Genomic DNA, 25,831 nt, shown 5'->3' with positions numbered 1-25,831 from the left:
CGCAGAATCAGTCGACGGCGCGCACGAGTGTGAGGATCGCAATCTCCGGTGGCGCGCCGACTCGGACCGGCGGTCCCCACGCGCCGGCCCCGATGGTCGTGTAGATGACCGTATTGCCGATGCGGTCGAGCCCGGACACCGTCGGCTGAACCAGCGCCACAACTGTTCGCAACGGCCACATTTGACCGCCGTGCGTGTGTCCGGACAGTTGCAGGTCGACGTTGTGCTCCGACGCTTCCTCGACGTGCAACGGTTGGTGCGCCAGCAGGATCACGAAGCGATTGTCATCGCGCCCGGCTAGCGCCGCATCCATGTCCGGCTCGTACGGTGCCGGGGCGGTGATGTCGTAGACGCCGGCGATATCGATGACGGCTCCGTTTCGGACCACTTCGGCTCGCGAATTTCGAAGCGGCTCAACGCCGAGGGTCTCCCAGAAATTCATCCACGCCCCACCGTCGTCGGCGTAGAACTCATGATTGCCCGCGACCCCGTAGACACCCAGCGGTGCAACCAAGTCGGCCAGCGGCTCCAGGTCGCGCCCGACCTTCGCGACAGTGCCGTCGACCAGGTCACCTGCGATCGCGATCAAGTCCGGGTGTTCCGAGTTGACCAACCGCACAACCTTTTCGGTGAATCCGCGTCCCCGAGCCGGGCCTACGTGCAAATCCGAAATGAGCGCAATCCGTAAGCCGCTGAACTCCTCTGGGAGCCGAGCGAGAGGGATTCGAGCGCGAACGACCCGTGGCGTGGCGGCTTCCCAGACGCCGTATCCCATTGCTGCCAAGGCTGATACGACGACACCTGCTCCGGCTGCGCGCAGAATCGTCCGTCGTCGCGGATCGGTCGGGCTCACTGCCTGCACGCGAGCTAACCTCGCGCCCAACACAATCAGGCCGACAACCGCGCTACCGAGTACGAGATAGAACACCGCGGCCAGCCATACCCAACCGACAAACCCCGGCGGTCGTGCCCACGCCGTGGAAAACACCTCGCCACTGCCGACACCTACGACGGCGAGCAGCCATAGCACGATGAGTGCGCCATCGGCTAGCAGCTTCGGGCGGCCTTGCAACTCGGTGGCGCGCACCAACCGCCGATGCAGCCAATAGTGGACAGCGGCAAGAACGATCGCAAAGCCGAGAAATCGGATCATCGCGCGATGACGGCGCGGAGGTCCTTCATCTCCAGTACTCGTTCAGGCGCGCCGTAGGCGGCGATCGCGATCATCGCCCGACCGAGTTCTTCGTTGGTGATGACGGTGTTGGGCGAGACACGCTTCAGTACACCCAGTAGGGGCTTGGCTGCCGTGTAGGCCGCGCTGTACAGACGGGTCTTGGACTTGATGCCGTTCTGCGGCTGGATAATTCCGGGCCGGAGCATGTACGCGTCCAACGACAGTGCGAGCAGATCGTTCTCGGTTTTGCCTTTGACCCTTGCCCACATCTGGCGGCCCGACTCGGAACTATCGGTGCCGGCGCCGGAGACGTACTCGAAGACGCTGCCCGGGTTCAACTTTGTCAACGTACGCGCGACGGACAGTGCGTACTCGTACGTGACGCGACGATAGTCGTCTTCGGACATTCTGAACGACGAAATGCCCAGGCAGAACAGGCACGCGTCGTAGCCTGCGAGGTCGCTCTCGATAGCCGTGAGGTCCAGCAGGTCCTTGTGGAGCAGCTGATGCAGCTTGGCATGGTTCTGGTCGACCGGTGACCGGCCGACCGCGAGCACATCCGTCACTCGGTCATCGACCAAGCATTCCCGAAGCGCGCCCTGACCGACCATTCCCGTGCCACCGAAGAGCAGTACCTTCATGGCGCAATTGTGCGCGACTCCGCGATCGTCTGCTGCATTTGCTCGATTCGCTCGACGGCGTCGGCGACGATTCCTTCGATCAGGTCGTGGCACGACGGCAGGTCGTCCAGCATGCCGACGACCTGTCCGGACGCCAGTACACCGGCGTGGGTATTGCCCTCGACGAGTCCAGCCCGCAGCAACATCGGCGTGTTGGCAGCCATCACGACCTGGGACCAGGTGAGCTCCTTGCCTTTTCGCATGGCCAATCCGTCGCGGACGATGTTCGTCCACTTCATCTTGGTCATCTTCTTGAACTTGGCCGCATTCCCCACCGCGGCGACGAGTCCGCGCGTGCTGCCCGAGTGCTCCAGCTTTTCGACCAGTTCGGTGTTGAGCACGCGGTGCGGAATACCGTCGACCTTGCGGGTGACGGTCGTGTCCTGCAGGCCCCGCGCGAGGTACTCCTGCTTCACCGAATCCGGGACGGTGCTCTCCTGCGTCAGTAAGAACCGGGTGCCCATCGCCACGCCTGCCGCCCCGTAAGCGAGTGCGGCGGCCAGCCCGCGACCGTCGAAGAATCCGCCGGCCGCGACGACCGGAATGTCGACGGCATCGAGAACCGAAGGAAGCAGAAGTGTCGTCGCCACCGGTCCGGTGTGCCCGCCGCCTTCGCCGCCCTGCACGATCACCGCATCTGCGCCCCAGGACGCAACCTTGACCGCGTGCTTTGCTGCACCGATCGACGGGACCACCACTACACCAGCGTCTTTGAGTCGCGAAATCAGATCGGCCTTGGGCGCCAGTGCGAACGAGGCGACGCGAACCTGTTCACGTATCAATAAATCGATCCGCGCACGGGCATCTGTTGCGTCGGCTCGGATGTTGACGCCGAACGGCTTGTCGGTGAGCGTCTTCGTCTTGGCGACGGCAGCTTCGAGTTCGTCGAAAGTCATTGTCGCCGATGCAAGAATTCCCAGACCACCGGCATTAGCCGTGGCTGCGACAAGTCGTGGCCCCGCGACCCAACCCATGCCGGTCTGGACGACCGGATGCTTGATTCCCACCAACTCTGTTAGGGCAGTGCGTAACTCAGTCATGCCGGTACCTCTCGATCACGGACGCTGCGAGGGTCGATGACCTCGCGGATAAGTCGCAGTTCTTCGTCGGTAGGTTGCCGTGTCTTGCCCGCCTCGGCCAATCCGGTGATTTCGAATCCGGTGTTCTGCGCGACCTCGTCCGCTTCGACGCCCGGGTGCAAAGACAGCGCGCGCATGGTTTTGTCGGGTCCGCCGAAGTCGAAAACGCCGAGGTTGCTGACGACGCGATGCACGTTCAGGTACTTGAATGCGGGGTTCGCCGGATCGACCTTGTCGTAGCCGACACCGGAGACAATGTCGACTTGGTTGCAGAAGATTCGTGCGGAATGCTTTGGCACCCAATAACTGGTCGCGTGGTTGATCGTGTTTCCGGGCGCCCCGCGGACGCCGAACATCTGGCGGGTCGGATGCTGCAACGGACCGAAAGCGGAGAGGTTCTGGTTACCGTGCCGGTCGATCTGGTTCGCGCCCATGACGACGTGGCGGCGCCCGGAAGCGACCACGTCGAACACCTTCCGGAAAGGGATCCATCCTTCGATCGGTGCCTTCGCGCCCAGTGCGGGAGTGTCTGCCAGAAGCAGCGCTTCGCCGTCGGAGAGGAGCAGGTCGGGTTCAGTTGTGAGGCGCGCGAGGCGGGCGCCGATCGACGCCATCGGGGCCATTGGACTTGCCATTATTTCGCCGGCGCCGCTGAATATTTCGGCGCAGGCGATGGCGCAGATCTCCGCGCGAGTAGCCGTGCTCATGAGTTCGCCTCCGTAAACCGTGCGACTGCTGCCTGGTAGTCCTCTTCACTACCCGACAGATAGGTGTCGACGAACTGTTGCCACGACTCGGGGTCCTTCGCGGATTCCGCGTAGTGACGCTGGAACTTCTCGTCGCGACCGTAGCTGTCTCCGGCGAGGGTGAAATGCGCTCCGCCGGGCGCTTCGACTACGCCGTCGACCAGCATTCGGTTTAGCAGAAGAGCTTGCAGCGGAACGGCTTTCACCAGTTCGTCCGTCTCGACGATCCGCTCGACGCTGACGAACCGCTGAGTTGCGGCCATGCAGAACAGGTCGTCGAAGTAGGGGTCGACGCCCGTGTAAGCGGCGTTGCCGTGCTTGTCGCCGATGTTCAGATGAACCAGTGCGGCATCGAGTTTCAACGCCGGCATCGCGACCAGCGTCTCGGGGGTGCCGGACTCGTCCGGATACGGGGACACAACGGTTTTGAGCTCGTCGCCCCAGAAATTGAGGACGTCGGAACCGAGCCCGGCGCGGATCGGGAGGAAAGGCAATCGAGCCGCAGCGGCTTCGAGGCCGCACTTGACCATGCCTTCGTCCATCTCGCGGGACTCGATAGCTCCGGTCGTCCGGGCCTTGGCGAACCACGGGTCGTAGAACGGTGCCGAGTCCAGCGAGACGAAGCCGTAGTAGACCTTCTTCACCTTTCCGGCAGAGCACAGCAGGCCCAGGTCGGGTCCGCCGTAGGTGACAACGGTGAGGTCCGTGAGGTCGGAGCGCAGAATTGCGCGGATGAGAGCCATCGGCTTTCGGCGCGAACCCCAGCCGCCGATGCCGATCGTCATTCCGCTGCGTAGCTGCGCCACGACGTCGTCGAGGGTCATTCTCTTGTCGCGCACTCCTAGCCTGCCTTTCCTGCGCGCTGCTTCGCGAGGTCGTCTTCGAATCGTTCGCGAATCTCGTCCGACGCGCCGGACAGATTCAGCTCGAAGGTGAAGCCCTGTTCGTACCGGTAGCTGCGGTGGACGTTCTGTAGATCGATCCCGTTCAAGGCTTCTTTCGCGGCCCGGATGACGCGTCCATCCTTGGCGGCGATGTCGCGAGCGACATCCAGAGCCGCCGCGTCGAGTTCGGAACGCGGGACGACCTTGTAGACGGATCCGTGGTGGTGCAGTTCCTGCGCGGTGATCGTGCGTGCCGTGAAGAACAGGGTCCGCATCAAGTGTTGCGGCACGAGTCGGGCGAGGTGGGTCGCGGCACCGAGGGCACCGCGGTCGACCTCCGGCAATCCGAACGTGGCGTCGTCGGACGCGACGACGACGTCGGAATTGCCGACTATGCCGATCCCGCCGCCGAGGCAGAACCCGTTGACCGCGCTGATAACGGGAACCTGGCAGTCATAGACCGCCGAGAAGACTTCGGCACAGCCACGATTGGCATCGATCAGGCTCTGGTGGCCCGGGTTGCGCTGGATCTCCTTGATGTCGACGCCCGCGCAAAAACCGCGGCCTTCGGCTCTGATGACGACGACCCGGTTGTCCTGATCGCGGCCCGCGGTTCTGACCGCATCGGCGAGGTCGAACCAGCCCTTGGTCGGAAAAGCATTGACCGGTGGGTAGTCGATCGTCACGACCGCGACTCCCGCGCCGTCGGACTGGGAACTGATCCCCATCGTGATTCCTAACGTGAGTGTTTTCGGGGCGACGGCCGGAACCAGTCGCCAAACCAAGCGATTGCTTGGTAGGTTAGCACGGTGAGTATCAACCTTGCTTTGGACAATTCCGTGGTCCTCGTGACCGGCGGTGTACGTGGCGTCGGTGCGGGAATCAGCAGGGTGTTCCTCGAAGCGGGTGCGACCGTCGTCGCATGTGCCCGGCGGAACTCGCCGGAGCCGATCGAGTTCGGGGATCGCAGACTCGAATTCGAGAGCTGCGATGTCCGCGATCCCAATGCGGTCGCGGCTCTCGTCGATCGCATCGTTGCGCGGCACGGCCAACTCGACACCGTCGTGAACAACGCCGGCGGAGCCCCGTTCGCGCTGGCCGCCGACGCGAGCGCGAATTTTCACTCGAAGATCATCGAGCTGAATCTGCTCGCGCCACTGCTGGTTTCGCAGGCTGCGAACGCCGTCATGCAAAGTCAGCAAACGGGCGGCTCGATTGTGATGATCTCGAGTGTCAGTGGCCGAAGGCCATCACCCGGGACAGCCGCATACGGCGCCGCAAAGGCAGGAATCGACAGCCTCGTCTCCAGCTTGGCCGTCGAGTGGGCGCCGAAAGTCCGGATCAACTCGATAGTCGTCGGCCTGGTCGAGACGGAGGCCAGTCACTTGCACTACGGGGACAGCGCGGGCGTCGCGGCCGTCGCAGAAACCGTGCCGCTCGGCCGCATGGCACAGCCGGCCGATATCGGCCGTTGCGCAGCATTTTTGGCGTCCCCCCTTGCTTCCTACATAAGCGGAAGCACGCTCACAGTCCACGGCGGCGGCGAACGTCCGGCATTTCTCGCCGCTGCCGAACAACACCTCGCAAGTTCGAACAAGGAGTAGCAGTGTCAGGTTTGTGTGATGGGCGCGTCGTGATCGTGACGGGCGCGGGGCGAGGAATCGGGCGAGCGCACGCGCTGGCATTCGCGGCCGAGGGAGCCAAGGTCGTCGTCAACGATCTCGGTGCGGGCCTGGATGGTTCGGCGTCGTCGAGCGATCCTGCCCAGGAGGTTGTCGACGAGATCGTCGCAGCCGGTGGTCAAGCCGTCGTCAACGGTGCCGACGTCGCAGACTGGTCCGGCGCAAAGGATCTCATCGCCACAGCGCTCGAGAACTTCGGAACGCTGGATGTGCTGGTAAACAACGCCGGCTTCCTGCGCGACCGAATGTTGGCAAACCTGAGTGAAGACGAGTGGGATGCTGTAATTCGGGTGCATCTGAAGGGCCACTTCGCGCCGATGCGGCACGCAATCGAGTATTGGCGAGGGCAATCCAAAGCAGGAAAGCCCGTCGCCGGAAGAATTATCAATACGAGTTCGGGCGCCGGGCTCGCCGGCAGTATCGGGCAAGGGAATTACGCCGCTGCAAAGGCTGGAATCGCCGGTCTGACATTGAATGCGGCAGCGGAATTCGGCCGGTACGGCGTGACGGTCAACGCGATCGCGCCGGCGGCCCGAACACGGATGACGGAAGCCGCATTTGCGGAAACGATGGCGAAGCCGGATGCGGGATTCGACGCGATGGCGCCGGAAAACGTCTCGCCACTGGTGGTCTGGCTCGGTAGCACCGAGTCCGCAGACGTCACCGGTCGCGTCTTCGAGGTCGAAGGCGGCAAAGTCTCGGTTGCCGACGGCTGGCGGCACGGTGAGGTCGTCGATAAAGGTGCACGGTGGAATCCCACAGAACTGGGCGAAGTCGTACACAAATTGATTGCGACGGCAGTTCCGCCGGTGCCCGTTTATGGCACCGCGTGACGCTCGCAATACAACAAAGAATCCGCAGGTAGGTCACTAAGACAAAGGAATTGTCGGCCAGGGTCCCCGAACTGGTCGGCAATTCCGGCGGATCGTTCTACTAGGTGTCCAAGCAATCGGACGGCTATCATCGGTGTGGCCGGTGCGTCCGCCTGTCTTTCGAGGCGCAACCGGCGAGGCGTACTCGAGCAGGGGGGAGGACACATGGCGAATGTTCGCGTCACTCGCGCGGCAGCAACTGTCGGCGCGGCTGTCTTCTTTGCCCTGCTCGTACCTCCGACTGCAGGTGCCGGTTCGCAGTTCGACGGTGCCGCCACGCAATCCAGTCACTTCGCGCAACACCCCGGCGGCGGGAACGGCGGCGGTGGCGGTGGTAACGGTGGCGGCGGCGGCCACGGCAATAACGGCGGCGGTAATAACGGCGGCGGCCACAGCAATGGCGGTGGTGGTGGCGGCGGTCAGGGACATTCGAACGGCGGTTCGTCGGGTTCGAACAACAATGGCCAGAACAACAACGGCCAACAGAACAACAGCCCGTCGAACAACGGCCCTTCCAACAACAGTCCGTCGAACAACGGCCCTTCCAACAACGGCCACGGGTCGTCGGGCAGCGGTCCGGGCAACGGTCCGGGTTACGGCCAACCGAGCAACGGGTTGCACGGTGGTTCGACGAACAACGGACTCTCCGGGAACGGCTCGCACGGCGGCTCGACCAACAACGGGCTGTCGGGTCATGGGCCGGGCGGCGGCAACGGAAACCCTTCGGTTCAGCACCCCATCCCGAACAACCCGGGTCCGAACAACCCCCTGTCGAACAACTCTCTGCACAACCCCTTCACGAACAACCACACGCTGCCTAACCACGTGCAGCCCAATCACACCCAGCTCAACAATCTGAGCGACCCCGACGACGACTGCGACGAAGTCGAGGTCCCGCCGATCCCGGCTGTTCCTTCCGTCGGCGCTCATGGCGGCGGCACCCTGCCCCATCAGCGTCAGACTCCGATTCGTCCGTTCATCAGCGTGCCGCTCGACGTGGCGCCGGTGTCGCCCGGGCTGCCGCCGGTGGTTTCGTCCATCGTGCTTCCGCCCTCGGACCTCGTCCCGCTTGTGCTGCCGCAAGTCGAAACGCTGGTTGCGGCAGAGTCGGTGCCGGAGGTAGTCGCCGAGCAGGCGCCCGAAGCGATTCCTGCGGTCACGGCACCGCCCGCGGTTGAGGCAGAAAACACGCCCCCGCCGGATTTCGTGAACACGAATGCTTCGAAGCCGCTCCCGAATGCGTTGGGTGTGCTCGGCGGTCTCATCGCACTTGCCCTCGCGGGCGGTGCTGCCGGTGCGATCAGTTACAACAACGCCAACTTGAGCCAAGCTCGAGTGGCATCAGCTCGCGCTGAATTCTTTGGCACGGGTGCGTGAGGACACAGATGGTCTCCGAAACTGACAAGAAAGCCGCGCGGCCCTACCGGCGCGTGGCCGCTGCGGTAGATGCGGTGTGTGCGCTTGCTGCTGATTCGGATTCGGTGACGCTCGACGAGGTCGTCGCCGCGGTGGCAGCAGAGCGAAAGCGTCCGATCGAAATCGCCGCGGCCGAACTGGGACCGGGAGTCTGTGGTCAGAGACGGGCGTACCCGGATCGCGATGTCATCGTTCTGGCATCGCGCCTGCCGAGTCGCGAGCGGACCCTGGCTCACGAACTCGGCCACATCGTCTTCAAGCACGATGGCCAACCGGCTCGCGAGGTCATGCTCGAGGCGAGCGACGATCTGATCGCGTACATGCTGAGTCAGCGGTCCTACCAGCAGATCGTCGACGATGGTGCCGACGAACTCGCCGAGTGGGAGGCCGAGACGTTTTCGAGCATGCTGCTCACCAGGCTGCGGGTTTTCGGTAACCGCGGCACCGGGGTATCCGTCCTTCGGCTGGACGAGGCTCTCGGGTGAGTTTCTGGTTGACCGCGCTGGCAGTGTGGATCGCAGCCGGCGCGAGAGTCGGACGTGTGCTGGTGCGGCCTGCGACGACTGTGCGGTTGGCGATCGTCGTGGCGGTCGCAGCTGTCGCGGCGGCCGTCACCATCGCTATCCCAGAGGTCGCTGTGACAGTCGACCGCGTGGAGTTCGCCCGCGACGGTCACGAATTGTCGGCACGCCTGCAGCTCGCGATGTGGGTGGTGTTCGCTGCCGGGGGATCGGTTGTCGCAGCCGCGGCGTGGCCGATCACCTCGCGAAATCGCTTGCGGCGCAAGGCTGCTGCAATTTACTCGGGCGGGCTCGTCGTCGGTCTCGCAACGCTGTTTGCCACCACGATCGTTGGGTGGATCGCACTTCTCCTCGCGACCGCCTTCATCATGATCACCGGATTGCGCTCGGTCGACTGGACGCCTCTGGGTCGCGGAGTCGCTCTCTTCACGGCGGGCACGACGATAATCGCGGTCCTTGCGGCGGGCCGTGCAGCGTCGCTGATTCGCGGCCGGGAGGAGGCGCAACACCCGGGTCCTACCTGGGCGTGGTCGCTGGCTGCACTGCTCGTGTCTGTCGGAGCGGTGTGGATTCTCGTCGAGGTCTGGTTTCGTGCACGATTGCTCATGCGCCGCGTAAGGCAATTACACGCGGACCTCACGAAGCGATTCCCTGAGGTCGCCAACGATGATCCGGAACACTCGACGACTGTGCTGAAAGCATCCGACCAGGTCGCGCAGATCATGGACGCTCTGTACTTGCAGGCCGGCGGCGGCGGAATCGCACCGCTGCCTACTGCACCGCCGCCGGATGGCCCGCGACGAGCGAGTGCTGTTGCGGCGTGGGTTCACGACCCGCTGAACGCCGACCCTGTAGACACACAGTGGATTGCGCCACCTGCGGGCATGTCGACACGCCGGTGGGTAGGCGACATCGCGGCCGCCTACGACAAAGTCGGCGAAAAGTAACTCAGGCTATTCGGTGCCGTCGGGCGGAATCTCGGGCAGGCCCTCGCTGGCGCGAAGCTTCTCGGCCATGGAGGTCAGCAGATTCTGCGACTCTTCCGACAGATCGAACGCCCGACTCGACAGCCTGCGTAGGCCATAGCCCTGGAGCTGAGACAACAGCTCGAGGTCATGGTCGATCTTGGCTGCGTAGATGTCGTTGAAGAAGTAGTCGGACTTGACCTTGAAGAACTTTGCCAGTGCGGCGACGGTCTCATCGGACGGGTTTGTCCGCTGCCCGGAGCGCAACTGCGACAGGTAGGGCTTCGAAATCGGATGGCCCGATTCGGTCAGTGCAGCTGCGACCTCGGCGTTGGTGTGCGGTTTGCGCCCAGGCGGATGCACGGTCTCGAACAGCTTGTTCAGCCGTGCAGCAAAATCAGCCATAGTAAGCCGCCCCACATCCCTTCGCCGAAAATCGATACATACATCTGGACAATCGTTTGCCTTTGATATTAGCGGCTCAGTAACTGAATTCCTACATTCGGGGTGCGATTCGTGCGAGAAGACCGCTCGGTCCGGAATGGATAGCTACTGCACGGCGCCAGGATGCCGGATTCGGATGGCCGTGACTGGTCGCCTGTCCATGCGTGCTAATCGGGCATTGAAAGGATTTACATGATCGATTTGCCCGGTTGCCGAAAAGTTGCTGATGCGTTCTACTGGGTTGCGAGGGTCGTCGTGATTTGTGTCGAGGAACACGAGGGGGTCGCGTGTCGCGCGCGGATGCAGATGTTGCCGGACGTGCCGAGTGCGGCGGGACCAGCGGCTCATGTCGCACGCCGGATGCCCGGCTCGGGGCGACCGACCGGGGCATCATTGCGCGCACTGTCCACCCCTTCGCTGACTTTCGTTCTTTGTAGCGCGGAGCGCCGTTGTGGTCGAGCAGTTTTCGTTGCATTGGCGTGTGGACCCGACCGCGCAGCCGCCGGATCCTTCGCTGACAACCGTGGCACGCGTGACGTCTGCCTTCTGGGATCGAGTGCTCGCCAGAGTCCGGGCCGCCGTCGACGACGCCCTGCACGCTCGCCTCGGGCACGCACATTCGCTGGTCGGCGGATGCTCGGCGAGTGTCTCGTTTCTGCCGGGTTGGGTGTGCTTGAGGGTCACTCACCCCTGGCTCGACGCGGAATCACAGGTAGTCGTCATGCGGGTCGTCGCCCTGGTCGTCGGCGAACATATGCGGCAGTGACCCAGCTGCAGGCTGCGATCGCGTAACGGCGACGTTAAATTCGTTCGATGATCGTGCCGGTCGACAGCGCACCGCCAGCACACATGGCGATGAGCGCGGTGGAGCCTCCGGTTCGCTCCAATTCGTGCAAAGCGGTCGTGATCAGCCGGGAGCCGGTGCTGCCGACCGGGTGGCCGAGCGCCAGTGCACCACCGTTGACGTTCACCTTGTCCATGTCCGGCTTGTGGACCGATGCCCATGACAGCAGGACCGACGCAAACGCCTCGTTGACTTCGAACAGGTCCAGATCGCCGATCTTCATCCCCGTGCGTTCGAGGAGTCTTGCCGTCGCTTGAACAGGTCCATCGAGATGGAATTCGGTCTCCGCGCCGACCAGGCACTGCGAGACGATCCGGGCGCGCGGCACGAGTCCGAGCGACCGTGCCTTCGCCTCGTCCATCAGCAGCACTGCCGCGGCGCCGTCGGAAATCTGCGACGACGTCCCCGCCGTATGTACGCCACCTTCGAGCACAGGCTTCAGCTTCGCGAGGGATTCGAGTGAAGTGTCGCGCAGGCCCTGATCGCGGCGTACTTCGGCCTTCTCGCCGGTATCCCTGCCGTCGGAATCGAGCACCGGCGCGGTCACGGTGAGGACCTCGCGGTCGAAGCGGCCTTCGTCCCACGCCCGGCGGGCGCGAGCCTGCGACGCGACGCCCAGCGCTTCCACGTCGGCTCGCGTCAGTCCGCGCCGCTTTGCGATGCGTTCGGCTGCCTCGAACTGGTTTGGCAGATCGATGGACCAGGAATCCGGCCTGCGCGGTCCGGCGTTCTCGCCGACGTTGGCGCCGAGTGGAACGCGGCTCATTGCCTCGACGCCGCACGCGATTCCGACGTCGATGGTGTCGGTAGCGATCAGCCCGGCGATGAGATGGTTCGCCTGCTGCGCCGATCCGCACTGGCAGTCGATGGTCGTACAGCCCGCCTGCCAGGGCAATCCCGCGTGCAACCAAGCGGTGCGCGTGATGTTGTTGGACTGTTCGCCGGCCTGCGTCACGCAGCCGCCGATCACCTGCTCGACGAGTTCGGGATCGATTCCGGCACGCTCGACGAGGCCGCGTTGGGCGAGTCCGAGAATTTCTGCCGCATGGAGGCCGGAAAGCCACCCCCGGCGTTTGCCGATCGGCGTCCGAACAGCCTCCACGATCACGGGATTGCCCACGTTTGTTCCTTTCGCTATGCATCGAAACTAGAACACGTTCCCGCTATCTGCAACCTTCTACCAGCGGTTTCTTTCCAAGCCTGGACGGCTGTGCTTGAATGCATGTAGAACGTGTTCCACATTGCTTCACGTAATTTCTACGACGAGTGGACACGCCCCAAAGACGTGGTCGCGAATGCAGGAGATGCCGGTGTCAGAGCCCAACCTTCCCGAGGGATTCGATTTCACAGACCCAGATATCTACGCCGAACGGATTCCTTTCAAGGAGTACGCAGAACTGCGCAAAACTGCGCCGATCTGGTGGAATCCGCAATCGACCGACGTGGGCGGTTTCGGCGACGGCGGGTTCTGGGTGATCAGTCGCCATCACGACGTCATGGAAGTGTCGCGACACAGCGACGTTTTCTCGTCGCACGAGAACACCGCGATCCCGCGGTTCAACGACGACATGCCGCGCGAGAACATAGACATGCAGCGGGTGATTCTCCTGAACAAGGACGCGCCCGAGCACACGAAACTGCGCAAGCTCGTTTCCCGCGGCTTCACGCCCAGGGCGGTCAACGGTCTCCGGCAGCGGCTGAGTGACCGTGCCGAGAAGATAGTGCGGGAGGCAGCGGAGTCCGGGCGCGGCGATTTCGTCACGCAGGTGGCCTGCGAGCTCCCACTGCAGGCGATTGCGGAACTGATCGGTGTGCCGCAGGAAGACCGCAGAAAGATGTTCGAGTGGTCGAACCAGATGACCTCCTACGACGATCCGGAGAGCACCGCGGATCCGCAGCTGGCGTCGATGGAAATTCTCGGTTACGCGTATCAAATGGCGGCGGAGCGCAAGAAGTGCCCGGCCGACGACATCATCACCGCGCTTATCGAAGCCGACGTCGATGGCAACGAGCTTTCACCGGAAGAGTTCGGGTTCTTCGTCATTCTTCTTGCCGTTGCAGGCAACGAGACGACACGCAACGCCATCACGCACGGCATGGCAGCATTCATCGAGAATCCCGAACAGTGGGAGCTTTTCAAGCGCGATCGCCCCGCCACGGCGGCCGACGAAATCATCCGGTGGGCCTCGCCCATCACGAGCTTCCAGCGGACTGCGCTGCGAGACGTCGAGCTGAGTGGTGTGCAGATCAAGAAGGGGCAGCGCGTCGTCATGATGTACAGCTCCGCGAACTTCGACGAAGACGTCTTCGACAACCCGTCGAAGTTCGACATCTTGCGTAACCCGAACCCGCACCTCTCGTTCGGTGGCACAGGAGCGCACTTCTGCCTCGGCGCCAACCTCGCCCGCCTGGAAATCGACCTCATCTTCAACGCCATTGCCGACCACCTCCCCGACATCACGAAGGTCGGTCCCGAGCGCCGGCTGCGGTCGGGATGGCTCAACGGCATCAAGGAGTTCCAGGTCGACTACGGGACTTGTCCGGTAGCCCACTAGCGCGAGACACGAAAGAGCCCGGCGTCGACCACGCCGGGCTCTTTTGTTCGGGCTCTCAGATCTTCTGTGCGGTCCGCATGGCGCGATCGGTTTCCCAGAATGCCCGTAGGGCAAGAATTTTGCCTTCGTCGTTTACCCGGTAGGTAAAGACACCCTCCGCGTCGATCTGCATGCCGCCGACGATCGACCGAATCATGCCGACGAAAACGACCTCGTTGCCGCAGGCGAACGAGTCGTGGAACCGAAACTCGATCGAGTCTGTCTGCGCGATCGCTTTGTCCCAGAAGGCGGCAATTGCCTCGCGGCCGTGATGCCCTTTGCCTTCGGGGTCGAAGCCGGACTTCCCGACCGGGTCCTCGACCCAGCCATCTGCCGCGAACAGGTCGAGCCATTGCTCTTTGTCACGCGCTCGTACGGCCGTCTGCGAGGCGCGGCCGGCAACACGGGCGGGGTGGTCGGTATCTGCGGGCACAGCGTGGCTCCTGGTGGGTCAGTTGATGTTCTCTGCAGCGAACTTTCGTAGCGAATCCTGCTTTGCTGCAAGTTCGCCGTCGAAGCCGATGCCGTCGAAGATCCAAGGGACGACGATGGCGTCGGTGATGCCGGCAGCTGCCATCTCCTCGTATCCGTGCTTACCGAACCGGTCGATGCACACCGCTTGGATTTCGAAAGGCTCGTCCGCGCGGCCGTATTCGGCGCGAAGCTTGTCGAGCTCCGCCATCGTCGACACGAGGTCGTCGAATTTCATCATCGCCGAGCACCAGCCGTCACCGACCCGGGCCGCGCGGCGCAGGGCGGGCTTCGTGTGCCCGCCAACGTAGAACGGGACCGGTTGCGACGGCGCGGGACTCATCTGCAACTTGTCGAAATCGAAGAACTCACCATGGAATTCGGCCATTCCGCCTGCCAGGACGAGCTTGATGATCTCGATCATCTCGTCGACACGCGCCCCGCGCCGTTCGTAGGGTGCGCCGCACCAGAGGAATTCCTCAGGTGCCCAGCCGATCCCGACTCCGAAACCGAAGCGGTTGCCCGTGAGGTTTGCGACCGTCCCGACTTGCCGCGCGAGCAGTAGCGGGTTTCGTGACCCCAGCTTGAGGACGTTCGTGTAGAAATGGATCCGGCTCGTGACCGCCGCCATCGACGCCGCAGCGATAAGCGGATCGGCCCACGGAGTTTCCTCGTTCCACATTCGGGAGCCGTCGGGTGTGTACGGGTACTTCTCGGCGGCGGTCTCCATATAGAACAACGAGTCCGGCAGCGCGATCGACGAAAAGCCGCACTCCTCGGCAGTTTTCGCGAGTTCGGACAGCTGGTCGAGCGGGCTCATCGCGACCCCGAGGGTGAATTTCACTACTTCTCCTGGCGTTCGGGGCGGTCGGTGCCGACGACCCACATCGAAAAGTATTGGGAACCACCGCCGTACGCGTGGCCGAGCGCTTTGCGGGCGTTCTTTACCTGGTGGTCGCCGGCGCGGCCCATCACCTGCATCGCGGCCTCGGCGAAGCGGATCAGGCCTGATGCGCCGATCGGATTCGACGACAGGACCCCGCCCGATGCGTTCACGGGAAGCCGTCCGCCGATCTCGGTTTCACCGGATTCGGTCAACTTCCAGCCTTCGCCTTCGGCAACGAAGCCGAGGTTTTCGAGCCACATCGGCTCGAACCATGAGAACGGCACGTAGATTTCGGCTGCGTCGATCTCCTCGAGTGGATCGACGATTCCCGCTGCCTTCCACAGCGCAGCGGCAGCATCGCGACCTGCCTGGGGATTGACCTGGTCGCGTTCGGCGAACGTGGTCGGCTCGGTTCGCATGGCGGTCGCGTGGACCCAGGCGACCTGCTTGCCGCTTGCTTCGACGCGACTGGCAGTCTCCTCGTCACCGATCACGATGGCGCACGCGCCGTCTGAGGACGGGCAGGTTTCGTCGTAGCGGATCGGGTCCCAGAGCATCTGCGATGCCTGCACGGACTCGACTGTTATGTCTGGCTGCTTGAGGTGGGCCAACGGATTGATGCTGCCGTTGCGCCGATCTTTCGCAGCGACCATCGCGCCGATGTGCGTCGGCGCACCGGAGCGGCGAATGTAAGAGCGTACGTGCGGCGCGAAGTAACCGCCCGCACCGGCGCCGACGGGCATGTGGAACGGAATCGGAATCGACAACGCCCACATGGCATTCGACTCGGACTGCTTCTCCCACGCCACTGCCAGCACGCGCTTGTGGACACCCGACTGCACGAGGCTCGCGGCGACCACGCCGGTCGAACCGCCGACCGAACCGGCGGTGTGCACGCGGATCAGTGGTTTACCGGTCGCGCCGAGTGCGTCCGCCATGAAGAGTTCCGGCATCATGACACCCTCGAACAGGTCGGGTGCTTTGCCGACCACGACTGCGTCGATGTCGTCCCACGTGACCTCGGCGTCGGCCATTGCGCGGTCGATCGCCTCCCGGCAAAGTCCGGACATAGTCACGTCGTGCCGTTTGGCGACGTAGTGCGTTTGGCCGGTGCCGATCACTGCCGCCAGTTGCTTGCTCATCGGCCAGCCTCCATAACCGCGACCAGATTCTGTTGCAGCACAGGGCCGCTGGTGGCATGCGCCAGCACGCGGCCCGCCTTGCCCGAGATGATGTGCTCTGCCGCGAAGCCGATCCGCTCGAGACCCGCGGAGAACATGGGGTTAGCGGTCAGTGGCCCGCCCGACGGGCTGATCGCCGTTTCGGGGCGCAATCCGATCGCCTCCCTGAGTATCAACTCCTGATGTGTGAACGGGGCATAAAGTTCAGCGACGTCGAAGCTGTTGTCGCCCTTGGTTGCAGCTGCTGCGGCAGCGGCGGTCGACGGCGAGATCGTGAGGTCGCGGGCGCCGAGGTTGGGGGAGTCGATGCGGTGCTCGATGCCTGTGATCCACGCCGGGTTCTTGCACAGTTCGCGCGCGCGATCGCCGGAGGCAAGGATGATCGCCGACGCGCCGTCGGTGATGGGTGCGCAGTCGTGCTTGCGCAGCGGATTCGCGACGAATGGCGTCGCAAGCAGTGCGTCGATGTCCACCGGGCCGGTCGAGCGCGCCGCGGCGACCTCGGCCATCGTGCGTTCGGTCCATTTGCCTGCATCGATTCCGGCGCGGGCCTGTAAACCGGCCAGTGCCAACGAATCCGGCCACAGCGGCGCGACCACGTAGGGGTCGAGTTGCATGGTCAGCACCTGCCGAAGGCTGCCGGCGGACGACTTGCCGAAGCCGTAGACGAGAGCGGTCTCGACCTCCCCGGTCAGGAGCTTGATGTATGCCTCGTACAACGCCCAGGCTGCATCCATTTCCACATGCGACTCGTTGATCGGCGGCACTGCCCCGACGGCGTCGATTGCCGAGATGAACGAGAACGCGCGTCCGGCAAGGTAATCGGAAGATCCGGAGCACCAGAACCCGATGTCGGCCTTGGTAATGCCGAGTTCGGAGTACAGCTGCTGAAAACATGGCACTAGCATTTCGACACCGTTGGTGGTGCCGTCGGTCGCGCGCACATGTGGTGCGTGCGCAAATCCGACTACTGCTACGTCGGTCATCGTCGGTTGCTCCTCACAGATGATTCTTGTAGCTGTCGAAGTCGGCGTCAGGTTCGCCGGAAGGTCTGAAGTGATCGATGTTCTCGAGCGTGAATCCCCACTCCTCCTGGGGTTTCCACACAGCTTCGACGCGCATGCCCATGCGCACATCGGCTGCGTCGCACTCGAGTACCAGATGTAGAAACGCGATGTCCGCGCCGTCGAGCAGGATGTAGGCCGCAATGTAGGGCGGCTTGATCCGCTGCCCCATGAACGGGACGTTGACGACACAGAAGGTGGTGACGGTGCCCTTGTCCGGTAGTTCCACAGGCTCTGCCGTGGGTAGCCCATCGGTGGGGCTTGCGCTGCGGGGCGGGATGTAAACCTGTCTGCCATCCTGCGTTCGTCCGCCGAGCAGCTTTCCTTCGGCGATACCGCGCAGGTAGAAGCTCTCCTCGTGCGACGCGGAGTGGTTGTAGCTCAGCCGAACCGGCGTCGTGATCATCGAGATCTCGGCGGGAGTCTCAGGGGCAGCGGGTGTTTCGGCAGGTCCATCGCCCGGCAGGAAGTATGCGATGTCGAGAATGCTTCCGACCGTTTGTTCTGCCCAGTGAACGTGGACCCGCATGCCGGTCTGCATCGTGTCGGCGGAACCCGCGTCCACCACGTGCAGCAACGCGGTGTCTGCGCCATCGAGCTTGATGAACGCCCACGCGAACGGGTGCGTCAGCGGTTGGCCGGGTAGCGGATTGTCCTCCCAGGTCCACGACGTGACGGTGCCGTTCGGCGCGACGTCGACGAAGTCGGTCAACGGCTCGAAGGTTCGCGAGTCGTATTCCGGCGGCGGCACCAGCACTCGCCCATCCGAACCGCGCACGCCGACCACACGGCGGTCACAAAGCGCCGACAGGAAGCCGCCGATCGTAGGACCGACGGACCTCGTGTAGTCGAACTTCAGGTTCAGCGGAGCGCTCAGTGGTGCAGTCCTGGGTGCAGTCTTGGGTGCAGTCTTGGTTGTCGTACTGTTCACAATGCCCACGAAGTCGAGTAGAACAGGTTCTTATTCTGGTGGCAAGTACGACTTGTGACCACTAGCGATGCGGAGGTAACCGATGAAGCTTGGGTTGCAACTCGGGTATTGGGGTGCGGGTCCGCCCGCCAACCACGGGGAACTGGTGAGCGCTGCCGAGGCGGCGGGCTTCGATGCCGTGTTCGCTGCCGAATCGTGGGGGTCTGATGCGTTCGGTCCGCTGGCGTGGTGGGGATCGTCGACGTCGCGCGTCCGGCTCGGTACCTCGGTCGTCCAACTGTCTGCTCGGACGCCGACCAGTTGCGCGATGCACGCGCTGACGCTCGATCACTTGAGTAACGGCCGCATGGTCCTCGGGTTGGGCGTTTCGGGACCGCAGGTGGTCGAGGGCTGGTACGGCCAGCCGTTCGAGAAGCCGCTCGCGCGCACCCGCGAATACGTCTCGATCGTGCGGCAGGTGCTCGCCCGTGAGGCGCCGGTGCGCAACGACGGTCCGCATTACCCGCTGCCATATCAGGGTCCCGGGGCGACCGGATTGGGCAAGCCGCTCAAGCCGATCACGCACCCGTTACGCTCGGACATTCCGATCTGGCTGGGTGCCGAAGGCCCGAAAAACGTTGCGCTGACTGCGGAAATCGCCGACGGCTGGCTCGCGATCTACTACTCGCCGCGGTTGGCGCCGATGTACAACGAGTGGCTCGACGAGGGATTCGCCCGCGCCGGCGCGCGTCGGAGCAGGGCGGACTTCGAGATTGCCGCCAGTTGCCAGGTGATGATCACCGACGACAGGGCGGGCCAGATCGAGCGGATCAAGCCGGTCCTGGCGTTGTACGTCGGCGGCATGGGTGCGCCCGAATTGAACTTCCATGCTCAGGTCTACCGCCGCATGGGTTACGGCGAGGCCGTCGACGAGATCGGTCGTCTCTTCCGCGACGGGCGCAAGGAGGAGGCTGCTGCGGCCGTGCCCGACGAGATGGTCACCGAGACGATGATCATCGGCGACGAAGACCGTGTGCGCTCCGAAATCGACGTGTGGGAGCGGTCCGGAGTGTCCATGCTGCTGGTGACTTGTGGCGACGGGGAGCAATTGCGTCGACTCGCTTCGGTGGTCGGCCTTGCCGAGCGGTAGAACACGTTCTAGATTCAGGGGGTGGGCGATACCGAAGTAATGACACCTGGGTTGTGGAACATCGCGAAAAGCGATCCCGAGCGGACCGCCGTCGTCGACGCGGATGGCAGGTCGGTGACCTACGGGGAACTGACCGCCGCGGCCGACCGCTACGGTCGCGGCTTACAGGCGATGGGCCTGAAGCCGGGCGACGCGATCGTGATGATGTTGCACAACTCGATCGATACGGTCGCGTTCTACTTCGCGGCGTACCAGACGGGTCTGTACATCGTCGCGGTCAATTGGCACCTCACCGGACCCGAGGTTGCCTACATCCTGAAGGATAGCGAGGCGAAGGCGTTCGTCGCCAGCGGTCGATTCGGCGAGGCGGCGACCACTGCCGCGAACGAGGCGGGAATTCCACCCCTGTCGCGCTTTTCGGTTGGTGACATCCCTGGATTCACACCGCTGGCCGATCTCGGTGCCGGCGAATCCGGTCGCCCAGATGTCCGAACTGCCGGCGCGCCGATGCTGTACACGTCCGGAACGACGGGGCGCCCCAAGGGCGTTCGTCGTCCGCTGACCGGCAACGATCCCGACGAGGTGCCGGTCGCGTCGGCCGGATTCTTCGGCATCTTCGGTATCGGACCGTTCGACGATCACGTACACATCTGTGGTTCGCCGCTCTACCACACCGCCGTCTTGAACTTCGTTGTCATCTCGCTTCAGTTGGGGCACAAGGTCGTCCTCATGGATCGGTGGGATCCGGAGGAGATGTTGCGGCTCATCCAAGAGCAGCGGGTGACGCACAGTCACATGGTGCCAACGCAGTTCCACCGTCTGCTGGCCCTGCCGGAAGAGGTACGAAACCGCTACGACGTGTCGTCTCTGCGCGTGATGATTCACGGCGCCGCGCCGTGCCCACTCGAGATCAAGCGGCAAATGCTCGAATGGTGGGGGCCGGTCGTCACCGAGTACTACGCCGCCACCGAGGGTGGGGGAACGGTGATTTCGGGCGAGGAATGGATTCGGAAGCCCGGTTCGGTCGGTAAGCCCTGGCCGTGGTCGGTCGTCAAGGTGCTCGGCGACGACGGCGCAGAGCTGCCGGTTCGGGAGCCTGGCCAGGTCTACATGCGGATGGGTGGCTCGTCGTTCGAGTATCACCATGACAAAGCAAAGACCGAATCATCGCGCGTCGGAGACCTTTTCACGCTCGGCGATGTCGGATATCTCGACGAGGACGGCTACCTGTATCTGTGCGATCGCAAGTCGGACATGATTATTTCCGGCGGCGTGAACATCTACCCCGCCGAGATCGAGGGCGAACTGGCGGTGCATCCCAAGGTCGCGGATGTCGCTGTGTTCGGTGTGCCCCACACCGACTGGGGCGAGGAAGTAAAGGCCGTGGTGCAGCCGGTCGACGGCGTGGTCGGCGACGAGGCGCTCACTGCGGAGTTGCTCGAGTATGCCCGGGAGCGGCTGGCCAAGTTCAAGTTGCCCAGATCGATCGACTACATCGAGGAATTGCCGCGCGACCCCAACGGCAAGCTGTACAAGCGCAAGCTGCGGCAGCCCTACTGGGCTGATAAGGAGCGGGCGATCTGACACCCCGTGCGCGGTTAGGGAGTCCATGGACTCGCTAACCGCGCACAGGGGCGCAGCCCCTTATTGCCCTTCGAAGACCGGCGCCCGCTTGGCGGCGAACGCGCGCGGACCTTCTTTGGCGTCTTTCGATTTGAAGACCTCGACGCCGAGGCGGGCGTCGATCTTGAACGCCTCTTCCTCGTGCAACCCTTCGGTTTCGCGAATGGTCCGCAGAATCGCCTGGACCGCGAGGGGGCCGTTGGCGGCGATCAGGTCGGCAAGTTCGAGGGCCTTCGTCAGTGCCTGGCCGTCCGGGACCACATGCCCGATGAGGCCGATGTCCTTCGCCTCGGCGGCGCGGATGTGCCGACCGGTCAGGAGAATGTCGGCTGCGATCGTGTACGGAATCTGGCGTACGAGCCGAACCGCGGACCCGCCCAACGGGAACAATCCCCACTTTGCCTCGGAGACGCCGAATTTCGCGCTCTCGCCCGCGACACGGATGTCGGTGCCCTGCAGAATCTCGGTCCCGCCCGCAATGGCCGGCCCTTCGACGGCGGCGATCAACGGCTTCGTCAGCCTGCGACCTTTCAGAAGTGCGTCGATTCGCGAAAGATCCCAGCCGCCGCCGGAGAACGAATCGCCCGGATGGCTCGATGTCATGGCTTTCAGGTCCGCACCAGCACAGAACGCACCGCCCGCGCCCGTCAAAATTGCGACTCGAATTTCGGGATCCGCATCCACCTGGTCCCAGGCGTCCCGCATGATCGCCATCATTTCGCCCGACAGGGCGTTGCGCGCTTCGGGCCGATTCATCGTGACGATGAGTACGTGCCCGCGCTTTTCGACGAGGCAATGAGCGGTTTCGGTCGACGTTGTCACGGTTCGTACTCCACGTGGTGTGAGCTGGGTCTCGATCAGGTCTTGTCAGAAACGATAACACGTTCTACTTTTGGGTCATGGCTTACAACATCGCCGACCTCGTCGAGCATGCCGTCGATCTGATGCCCGAGCGCGTTGCGCTACTGGACGACCGCCGCGAGGTCACCTATGCGCAATTGGAAGATCGCGCGAATCGCCTCGCGCACTACCTCGCCGACAACGGGGTGAAGGCCGGCGACAAAGTCGGCGTCTACTCGCGGAACACGATCGAGGCCGTGGAGGCGATGATCGCCGTCTTCAAGCTCCGCGCCGTGATGGTGAACGTCAACTACCGCTACGTGCCCAGCGAGCTCCAGTACATCTTCGAGAACTCCGACATGGTCGCGCTCATCCACGAGCGCCGGTACTCCGACAAGGTGGCGGCGACCGCACCGAGGACGCCGAACCTGAAGTCGTTCGTCGTCGTCGAAGACGGAACGGATCTCGAGTACAGCGGCACCGAGTACGAGGCTGCGCTGGCGGCTGGATCACCCGAGCGCAACTTCGGCGAGCGCAGTCCCGACGACCTGTACATGCTCTACACCGGCGGCACCACGGGTAAGCCGAAGGGCGTCATGTGGCGGCAGGAGGACGTCTGGCGAGTGCTCGGCGGTGGCATCAATTTCATGACCGGTGAGTACGTCAAGGACGAATGGGAACTCGCCAACGGCGGCGCCGCAAACCCCGCGATGACCCGATACCCGATCCCGCCGATGATTCACGGCGGCGCCCAGTGGGCAACGTTCCAAAGCCTCTTCGCCGGTGGCAAGACCGTGATGTACCCGGAGTTCAGCGGTCACACGGTGTGGCGGGTCATCGATCAGCTCGGGGTCAACCTGATCTTTATCACCGGTGACGCAATGGCGCGGCCGATGCTCGACGCCCTGATCGAAGGCAACCCGGAAACTGGTAAGCCCTATGACCTTTCGACGATGTGGGTGATCGCCAGCAGCGCGGCATTGTTCTCGCCGAGCATCAAGGACAAGTTCTGTGAGCTGCTGCCGAACCGCATGATCACCGACTCGATCGGCAGTTCCGAGACCGGCTTCGGTGGCCTCAGCGCGGTCACCAAGGGCGCGGCGCACGAGGGTGGCCCGCGCGTGAAGATCGACGCCTCGACGACGGTGATCGACGACGAGGGCAACCCGATCGAGCCCGGCTCGGATCAGATCGGTCTCATCGCGCGAAAGGGCCACATTCCGCTCGGCTACTACAAGGACGAGGCGAAGACCAAGGCGACGTTCGTGGAGTACCACGGTGTGCGCTACTCGATCCCCGGCGACTATGCCCGCGTGGAAGCGGACGGCACGGTGACGATGCTGGGCCGCGGGTCGATGTCGATCAACACCGGTGGTGAAAAGGTGTTCCCCGAAGAGGTCGAGGGCGAACTCAAGTCGCATCCGGACGTCTTCGACGCGCTCGTCGTCGGTGTCCCGGACGAGCGCTTCGGCGAACGGGTCGCGGCCGTCGTGCAGTCGCGGACGGGTCACCGGCCGAGCCTGCAGGAGCTTTCCGACGCCTGCCGTGTGCAATTGGCGGCGTACAAGGTTCCGCGCAGTGTGTGGTTCGTCGACGAGATCAAACGGTCACCGGCAGGCAAGCCGGACTACCGTTGGGCGAAGGAACAAACCACGCTCAGGGAAGCCGACGAACATCTCGCTCCTGCCGTAGCCGGGAGTGCAAGCTGATGCGGACAGATCTCTGCGACAAGTTCGGCATCGAATATCCGATCTTCGGTTTCACACCGTCCGAGCACGTAGCCGCGGCGATAACCAGGGCCGGCGGGCTGGGCGTGCTCGGGTGCGTCCGATTCAACGATCCGGAAGAGCTCGACGCCGTCCTAGACTGGATGGACGCGAACACCGACGGAAAGCCCTACGGCGTCGACATCGTGATGCCGGCGAAGATTCCGACCGAAGGTACGTCGATCGACCTCGAGGCAATGATTCCGCCCGAGCACCGCGCGTTCGTCGACCGGACGTTGAACGACCTCGGTGTGCCGCCGCTCGCGACCGGCCACGAACACGCGGTCGGCGTCCTCGGCTGGCTGCATTCGGTGGCGCGCTCGCACGTCGATGTGTCGCTGAAGCATCCGATCAAACTGATCGCCAACGCGCTGGGCTCACCGCCCAAGGACGTGATCGACCAGGCGCACGCCGCAGGGGTACCCGTTGCGGCGCTGGCCGGCGCGGTGTCGCATGCACGGAGTCATATCGACAACGGTGTGGACATCGTCATCGCGCAGGGCTACGAGGCAGGTGGGCACACCGGTGAAATCGGCTCGATGGTGCTCTGGCCCGAGATCGTCGACGCGGTCGGCGACGATGCAGTCGTGCTGGCGGCCGGCGGAATCGGCAGCGGACGGCAGGTCGCCGCGGCCCTCGCACTCGGTGCGCAGGGCGTCTGGATGGGCTCGTACTGGCTCACCTGCGCGGAGTACCGACTGGGTACGGCGAAGGACAGCGCGGGGCCGTCCGTCGTCCAGCGTGCGCTGCTTGCCGCGAGTTCGGCAGATACGGTCCGGACGCGGATCTTCTCCGGCAAACCGGCTCGGCTGCTGAAGACCAAGTGGACGGAGGCATGGGCCAGACCCGATGCGCCGCAACCACTTCCGATGCCGTTGCAGAACATCCTCGTCAGCGAAGCGCATCAGCGAATCGCACTGTCGTCGGATCCGGAGGTCGTGGCTATGCCGGTCGGCCAAATCGTCGGTCGCATGAACGACATTCGTCCGGTCGCCGACGTGATGGCAGATCTGCTGGCCGAATTCGACGCTGCCGCAGCGCGAATAGCGGGCGCGGGCGGGCGCGGCTAACCGGTCAGTTTCGCTTCGCGCCGTGTCGCGTGCTCGATGAAGCGCGCGATCTCCTTGAGCGCGGAGCGACTTTCGGGCAGAAAGCTCAAAAACAGCTGGAAAACGTGGACCTGGTCTTTCCACAGCTGCAATTCGACGGGCACGCCGGCGCGCGCAAGGCCGCCGGCGAGTTCCCGGTTGCCGGGCACCAGCGGCTCCGTCGAGCCGATCTGGATGAGTGTGGGCGGCAGACCGGCGAGGTCGAAGTCGAGCGGCCGGACCTCCGGTAGTGGGCCGTTCCCGTCGCTGCACAGTGCGGCGGCACGTCGGGCGTACCGCAGCGCGAAGAAGGCGTCGCGTTGCGCGCCCTTCGAATGCCGGTAGGTGAGGTCGAGCCACGCCGACAGGATCGCGAGGCCAGCGGGTTGCGGCAGACCCTCCGCTCGCGCCCGGATCAGCATGCCGACAGCGAGATTGCCGCCGGCGGAGTCGCCCATGAGGATCAAGCGGTCCGTCGGATACTGCGACACGGCCCAGCGATACACCGTGTCGCAATCGGCTGTCATCGAGGCCACGGGAGCGAACGGCGGGTGGCGGTAATCGAAGAGCAGCACATCGGAGTTCGTAGCCGCAGAGAGCCGTACCGCCGCCGCGCGGTACATGTCCGGCGTACCGAACGTGAACCCGCCGCCGTGGACGTACAGGATGGTTTGCCGGGGCTGCGTGACTGACTTCGCGCGTACCCGCACCGCCGTGACACCGTTCGCGTCCAGCTTTTCGACCGGTGTCCGGGCGAGCAGACGCCCGACCCCGGAGCCGCACAGATCGAGAATCGTGAGCGTCCAGGGTGACATCGGCCAGACTTCGCCGACTGCACGGGCAACCCGCATCGGCGCCACGGCGATGCGCGAACGCACGCTGCCGCCGCTGCGATACACGATCCTGGGATTGCGCATGCCCGAGTTGCCGACGTCAGACGCAATCATCCGG

26 protein-coding genes are annotated in these 25,831 nt (G+C 63.9%); 11 read left to right on the top strand and 15 right to left on the bottom strand.

Going from position 1 to position 25,831, the window contains the following annotated elements; genetic code table 11:
- Positions 1 to 7: 7 nt before the first annotated feature.
- From JGU72_RS14450 to JGU72_RS14425, 6 genes are read right to left on the bottom strand one after another with little or no spacing between them, the layout of a single operon-like run.
- Positions 8 to 1,153 carry a metallophosphoesterase gene (locus JGU72_RS14450; RefSeq protein ID WP_199684686.1) on the bottom strand — a complete coding sequence of 382 codons (1,146 nt, stop codon included), beginning with the start codon at positions 1,151 to 1,153 and terminating at the stop codon, positions 8 to 10.
- Positions 1,150 to 1,815, bottom strand: coding sequence for a Rossmann-fold NAD(P)-binding domain-containing protein (locus JGU72_RS14445; protein WP_233532475.1), 666 nt, complete (start codon positions 1,813 to 1,815; stop codon positions 1,150 to 1,152). Before JGU72_RS14445 ends, JGU72_RS14450 begins: the two co-directional genes overlap by 4 nt.
- On the bottom strand, positions 1,812 to 2,894 hold the full coding sequence (locus JGU72_RS14440) for an NAD(P)H-dependent flavin oxidoreductase (RefSeq protein ID WP_199684685.1): 1,083 nt from the start codon (positions 2,892 to 2,894) through the stop codon (positions 1,812 to 1,814). The genes JGU72_RS14445 and JGU72_RS14440 overlap by 4 nt, the downstream gene beginning before the upstream one ends.
- Positions 2,891 to 3,640 carry a CoA-transferase subunit beta gene (locus JGU72_RS14435; protein WP_199684684.1) on the bottom strand — a complete coding sequence of 250 codons (750 nt, stop codon included), beginning with the start codon at positions 3,638 to 3,640 and terminating at the stop codon, positions 2,891 to 2,893. Before JGU72_RS14435 ends, JGU72_RS14440 begins: the two co-directional genes overlap by 4 nt.
- Complete coding sequence (gene ipdA, locus JGU72_RS14430) at positions 3,637 to 4,503, bottom strand: cholesterol ring-cleaving hydrolase subunit IpdA (RefSeq protein ID WP_233532525.1); 867 nt, start codon at positions 4,501 to 4,503, stop codon at positions 3,637 to 3,639. Before ipdA ends, JGU72_RS14435 begins: the two co-directional genes overlap by 4 nt.
- A gap of 17 nt (positions 4,504 to 4,520) precedes the next feature.
- Positions 4,521 to 5,291 carry an enoyl-CoA hydratase family protein gene (locus JGU72_RS14425; protein ID WP_199684682.1) on the bottom strand — a complete coding sequence of 257 codons (771 nt, stop codon included), beginning with the start codon at positions 5,289 to 5,291 and terminating at the stop codon, positions 4,521 to 4,523.
- Positions 5,292 to 5,378: 87 nt separating this feature from the next.
- On the opposite strand from JGU72_RS14425, the gene JGU72_RS14420 reads away from it, so the two are divergent.
- The 5 genes from JGU72_RS14420 (at position 5,379) to JGU72_RS14400 (ending at position 10,001) form a co-directional block, all read left to right on the top strand.
- A complete protein-coding gene (locus JGU72_RS14420; RefSeq protein ID WP_199685306.1) occupies positions 5,379 to 6,167 on the top strand; it encodes an SDR family oxidoreductase in 789 nt (262 codons plus the stop codon).
- Positions 6,168 to 6,169: 2 nt separating this feature from the next.
- Positions 6,170 to 7,078 carry an SDR family oxidoreductase gene (locus JGU72_RS14415; protein ID WP_199684681.1) on the top strand — a complete coding sequence of 303 codons (909 nt, stop codon included), beginning with the start codon at positions 6,170 to 6,172 and terminating at the stop codon, positions 7,076 to 7,078.
- Between the two features lie 204 nt (positions 7,079 to 7,282).
- Positions 7,283 to 8,494, top strand: coding sequence for a hypothetical protein (locus tag JGU72_RS14410; protein WP_199684680.1), 1,212 nt, complete (start codon positions 7,283 to 7,285; stop codon positions 8,492 to 8,494).
- Positions 8,495 to 8,502: 8 nt separating this feature from the next.
- Positions 8,503 to 9,018 carry an ImmA/IrrE family metallo-endopeptidase gene (locus JGU72_RS14405; protein WP_199684679.1) on the top strand — a complete coding sequence of 172 codons (516 nt, stop codon included), beginning with the start codon at positions 8,503 to 8,505 and terminating at the stop codon, positions 9,016 to 9,018.
- Positions 9,015 to 10,001 carry a hypothetical protein gene (locus tag JGU72_RS14400; protein WP_199684678.1) on the top strand — a complete coding sequence of 329 codons (987 nt, stop codon included), beginning with the start codon at positions 9,015 to 9,017 and terminating at the stop codon, positions 9,999 to 10,001. Before JGU72_RS14405 ends, JGU72_RS14400 begins: the two co-directional genes overlap by 4 nt.
- 6 nt (positions 10,002 to 10,007) lie before the next feature.
- Here JGU72_RS14400 and JGU72_RS14395 read toward each other — a convergent pair whose 3' ends face one another.
- A complete protein-coding gene (locus JGU72_RS14395) occupies positions 10,008 to 10,424 on the bottom strand; it encodes a helix-turn-helix domain-containing protein (RefSeq protein WP_199684677.1) in 417 nt (138 codons plus the stop codon).
- Positions 10,425 to 10,914: 490 nt separating this feature from the next.
- Between JGU72_RS14395 and JGU72_RS14390 the strand changes: the two genes are divergently transcribed.
- On the top strand, positions 10,915 to 11,229 hold the full coding sequence (locus JGU72_RS14390; protein ID WP_199684676.1) for a hypothetical protein: 315 nt from the start codon (positions 10,915 to 10,917) through the stop codon (positions 11,227 to 11,229).
- A 34-nt stretch (positions 11,230 to 11,263) separates the two neighbouring features.
- Here the strand turns inward: JGU72_RS14390 and JGU72_RS14385 are convergent, their stop codons facing one another.
- A complete protein-coding gene (locus JGU72_RS14385) occupies positions 11,264 to 12,427 on the bottom strand; it encodes a steroid 3-ketoacyl-CoA thiolase (RefSeq protein ID WP_199684675.1) in 1,164 nt (387 codons plus the stop codon).
- 190 nt (positions 12,428 to 12,617) lie between these two features.
- On the opposite strand from JGU72_RS14385, the gene JGU72_RS14380 reads away from it, so the two are divergent.
- Positions 12,618 to 13,862: a cytochrome P450 gene (locus tag JGU72_RS14380; RefSeq protein ID WP_199684674.1), complete on the top strand. Its 1,245-nt coding sequence runs from the start codon at positions 12,618 to 12,620 to the stop codon at positions 13,860 to 13,862.
- Between the two features lie 55 nt (positions 13,863 to 13,917).
- Here JGU72_RS14380 and JGU72_RS14375 read toward each other — a convergent pair whose 3' ends face one another.
- Genes JGU72_RS14375 through JGU72_RS14355 form a run of 5 tightly spaced genes read right to left on the bottom strand, consistent with a single transcriptional unit; the run spans position 13,918 to position 18,434 of the window.
- Positions 13,918 to 14,334, bottom strand: coding sequence for a nuclear transport factor 2 family protein (locus tag JGU72_RS14375; RefSeq protein WP_199684673.1), 417 nt, complete (start codon positions 14,332 to 14,334; stop codon positions 13,918 to 13,920).
- 18 nt (positions 14,335 to 14,352) lie between these two features.
- Positions 14,353 to 15,216 (bottom strand): TIGR03619 family F420-dependent LLM class oxidoreductase, encoded by an 864-nt coding sequence (locus tag JGU72_RS14370; protein WP_199684672.1) that lies wholly within the window; start codon positions 15,214 to 15,216, stop codon positions 14,353 to 14,355.
- On the bottom strand, positions 15,216 to 16,400 hold the full coding sequence (locus tag JGU72_RS14365; protein WP_199684671.1) for a thiolase domain-containing protein: 1,185 nt from the start codon (positions 16,398 to 16,400) through the stop codon (positions 15,216 to 15,218). Before JGU72_RS14365 ends, JGU72_RS14370 begins: the two co-directional genes overlap by 1 nt.
- The gene (locus tag JGU72_RS14360; RefSeq protein ID WP_199684670.1) at positions 16,397 to 17,425 is read right to left on the bottom strand and encodes a thiolase domain-containing protein; all 1,029 of its coding nucleotides are present in this window, start codon (positions 17,423 to 17,425) and stop codon (positions 16,397 to 16,399) included. The genes JGU72_RS14365 and JGU72_RS14360 overlap by 4 nt, the downstream gene beginning before the upstream one ends.
- 13 nt (positions 17,426 to 17,438) lie before the next feature.
- Positions 17,439 to 18,434 carry a Zn-ribbon domain-containing OB-fold protein gene (locus JGU72_RS14355; RefSeq protein WP_199684669.1) on the bottom strand — a complete coding sequence of 332 codons (996 nt, stop codon included), beginning with the start codon at positions 18,432 to 18,434 and terminating at the stop codon, positions 17,439 to 17,441.
- Positions 18,435 to 18,516: 82 nt separating this feature from the next.
- Here JGU72_RS14355 and JGU72_RS14350 point away from each other — a divergent pair, with 82 nt between their 5' ends.
- Complete coding sequence (locus JGU72_RS14350; RefSeq protein WP_199684668.1) at positions 18,517 to 19,563, top strand: LLM class F420-dependent oxidoreductase; 1,047 nt, start codon at positions 18,517 to 18,519, stop codon at positions 19,561 to 19,563.
- Between the two features lie 39 nt (positions 19,564 to 19,602).
- The gene (locus JGU72_RS14345; RefSeq protein ID WP_199685305.1) at positions 19,603 to 21,147 is read left to right on the top strand and encodes an acyl-CoA synthetase; all 1,545 of its coding nucleotides are present in this window, start codon (positions 19,603 to 19,605) and stop codon (positions 21,145 to 21,147) included.
- Positions 21,148 to 21,207: 60 nt separating this feature from the next.
- Here the strand turns inward: JGU72_RS14345 and JGU72_RS14340 are convergent, their stop codons facing one another.
- On the bottom strand, positions 21,208 to 22,008 hold the full coding sequence (locus JGU72_RS14340) for a crotonase/enoyl-CoA hydratase family protein (protein ID WP_199684667.1): 801 nt from the start codon (positions 22,006 to 22,008) through the stop codon (positions 21,208 to 21,210).
- Between the two features lie 77 nt (positions 22,009 to 22,085).
- On the opposite strand from JGU72_RS14340, the gene JGU72_RS14335 reads away from it, so the two are divergent.
- Together JGU72_RS14335 and JGU72_RS14330 are read left to right on the top strand one after the other, a co-directional pair.
- On the top strand, positions 22,086 to 23,735 hold the full coding sequence (locus tag JGU72_RS14335; protein ID WP_199684666.1) for an acyl-CoA synthetase: 1,650 nt from the start codon (positions 22,086 to 22,088) through the stop codon (positions 23,733 to 23,735).
- The gene (locus JGU72_RS14330) at positions 23,735 to 24,862 is read left to right on the top strand and encodes an NAD(P)H-dependent flavin oxidoreductase (protein WP_199684665.1); all 1,128 of its coding nucleotides are present in this window, start codon (positions 23,735 to 23,737) and stop codon (positions 24,860 to 24,862) included. The genes JGU72_RS14335 and JGU72_RS14330 overlap by 1 nt, the downstream gene beginning before the upstream one ends.
- On the opposite strand, the gene JGU72_RS14325 is transcribed toward JGU72_RS14330, so the two are convergent.
- Entirely contained in the window at positions 24,859 to 25,827 is a 969-nt protein-coding gene (locus JGU72_RS14325) for an alpha/beta hydrolase (RefSeq protein WP_199684664.1), read from the bottom strand. The two genes, JGU72_RS14330 and JGU72_RS14325, sit on opposite strands and share 4 nt — an antisense overlap.
- Positions 25,828 to 25,831 lie beyond the last annotated feature (4 nt).

Source organism: Antrihabitans auranticaus (assembly GCF_016481275.1).
Classification (GTDB): Bacteria; Actinomycetota; Actinomycetes; order Mycobacteriales; family Mycobacteriaceae; genus Antrihabitans.
The sequence above is the reverse complement of the archived record's forward strand: the minus strand, read 5'-3'. Positions and strand labels throughout refer to the sequence as shown.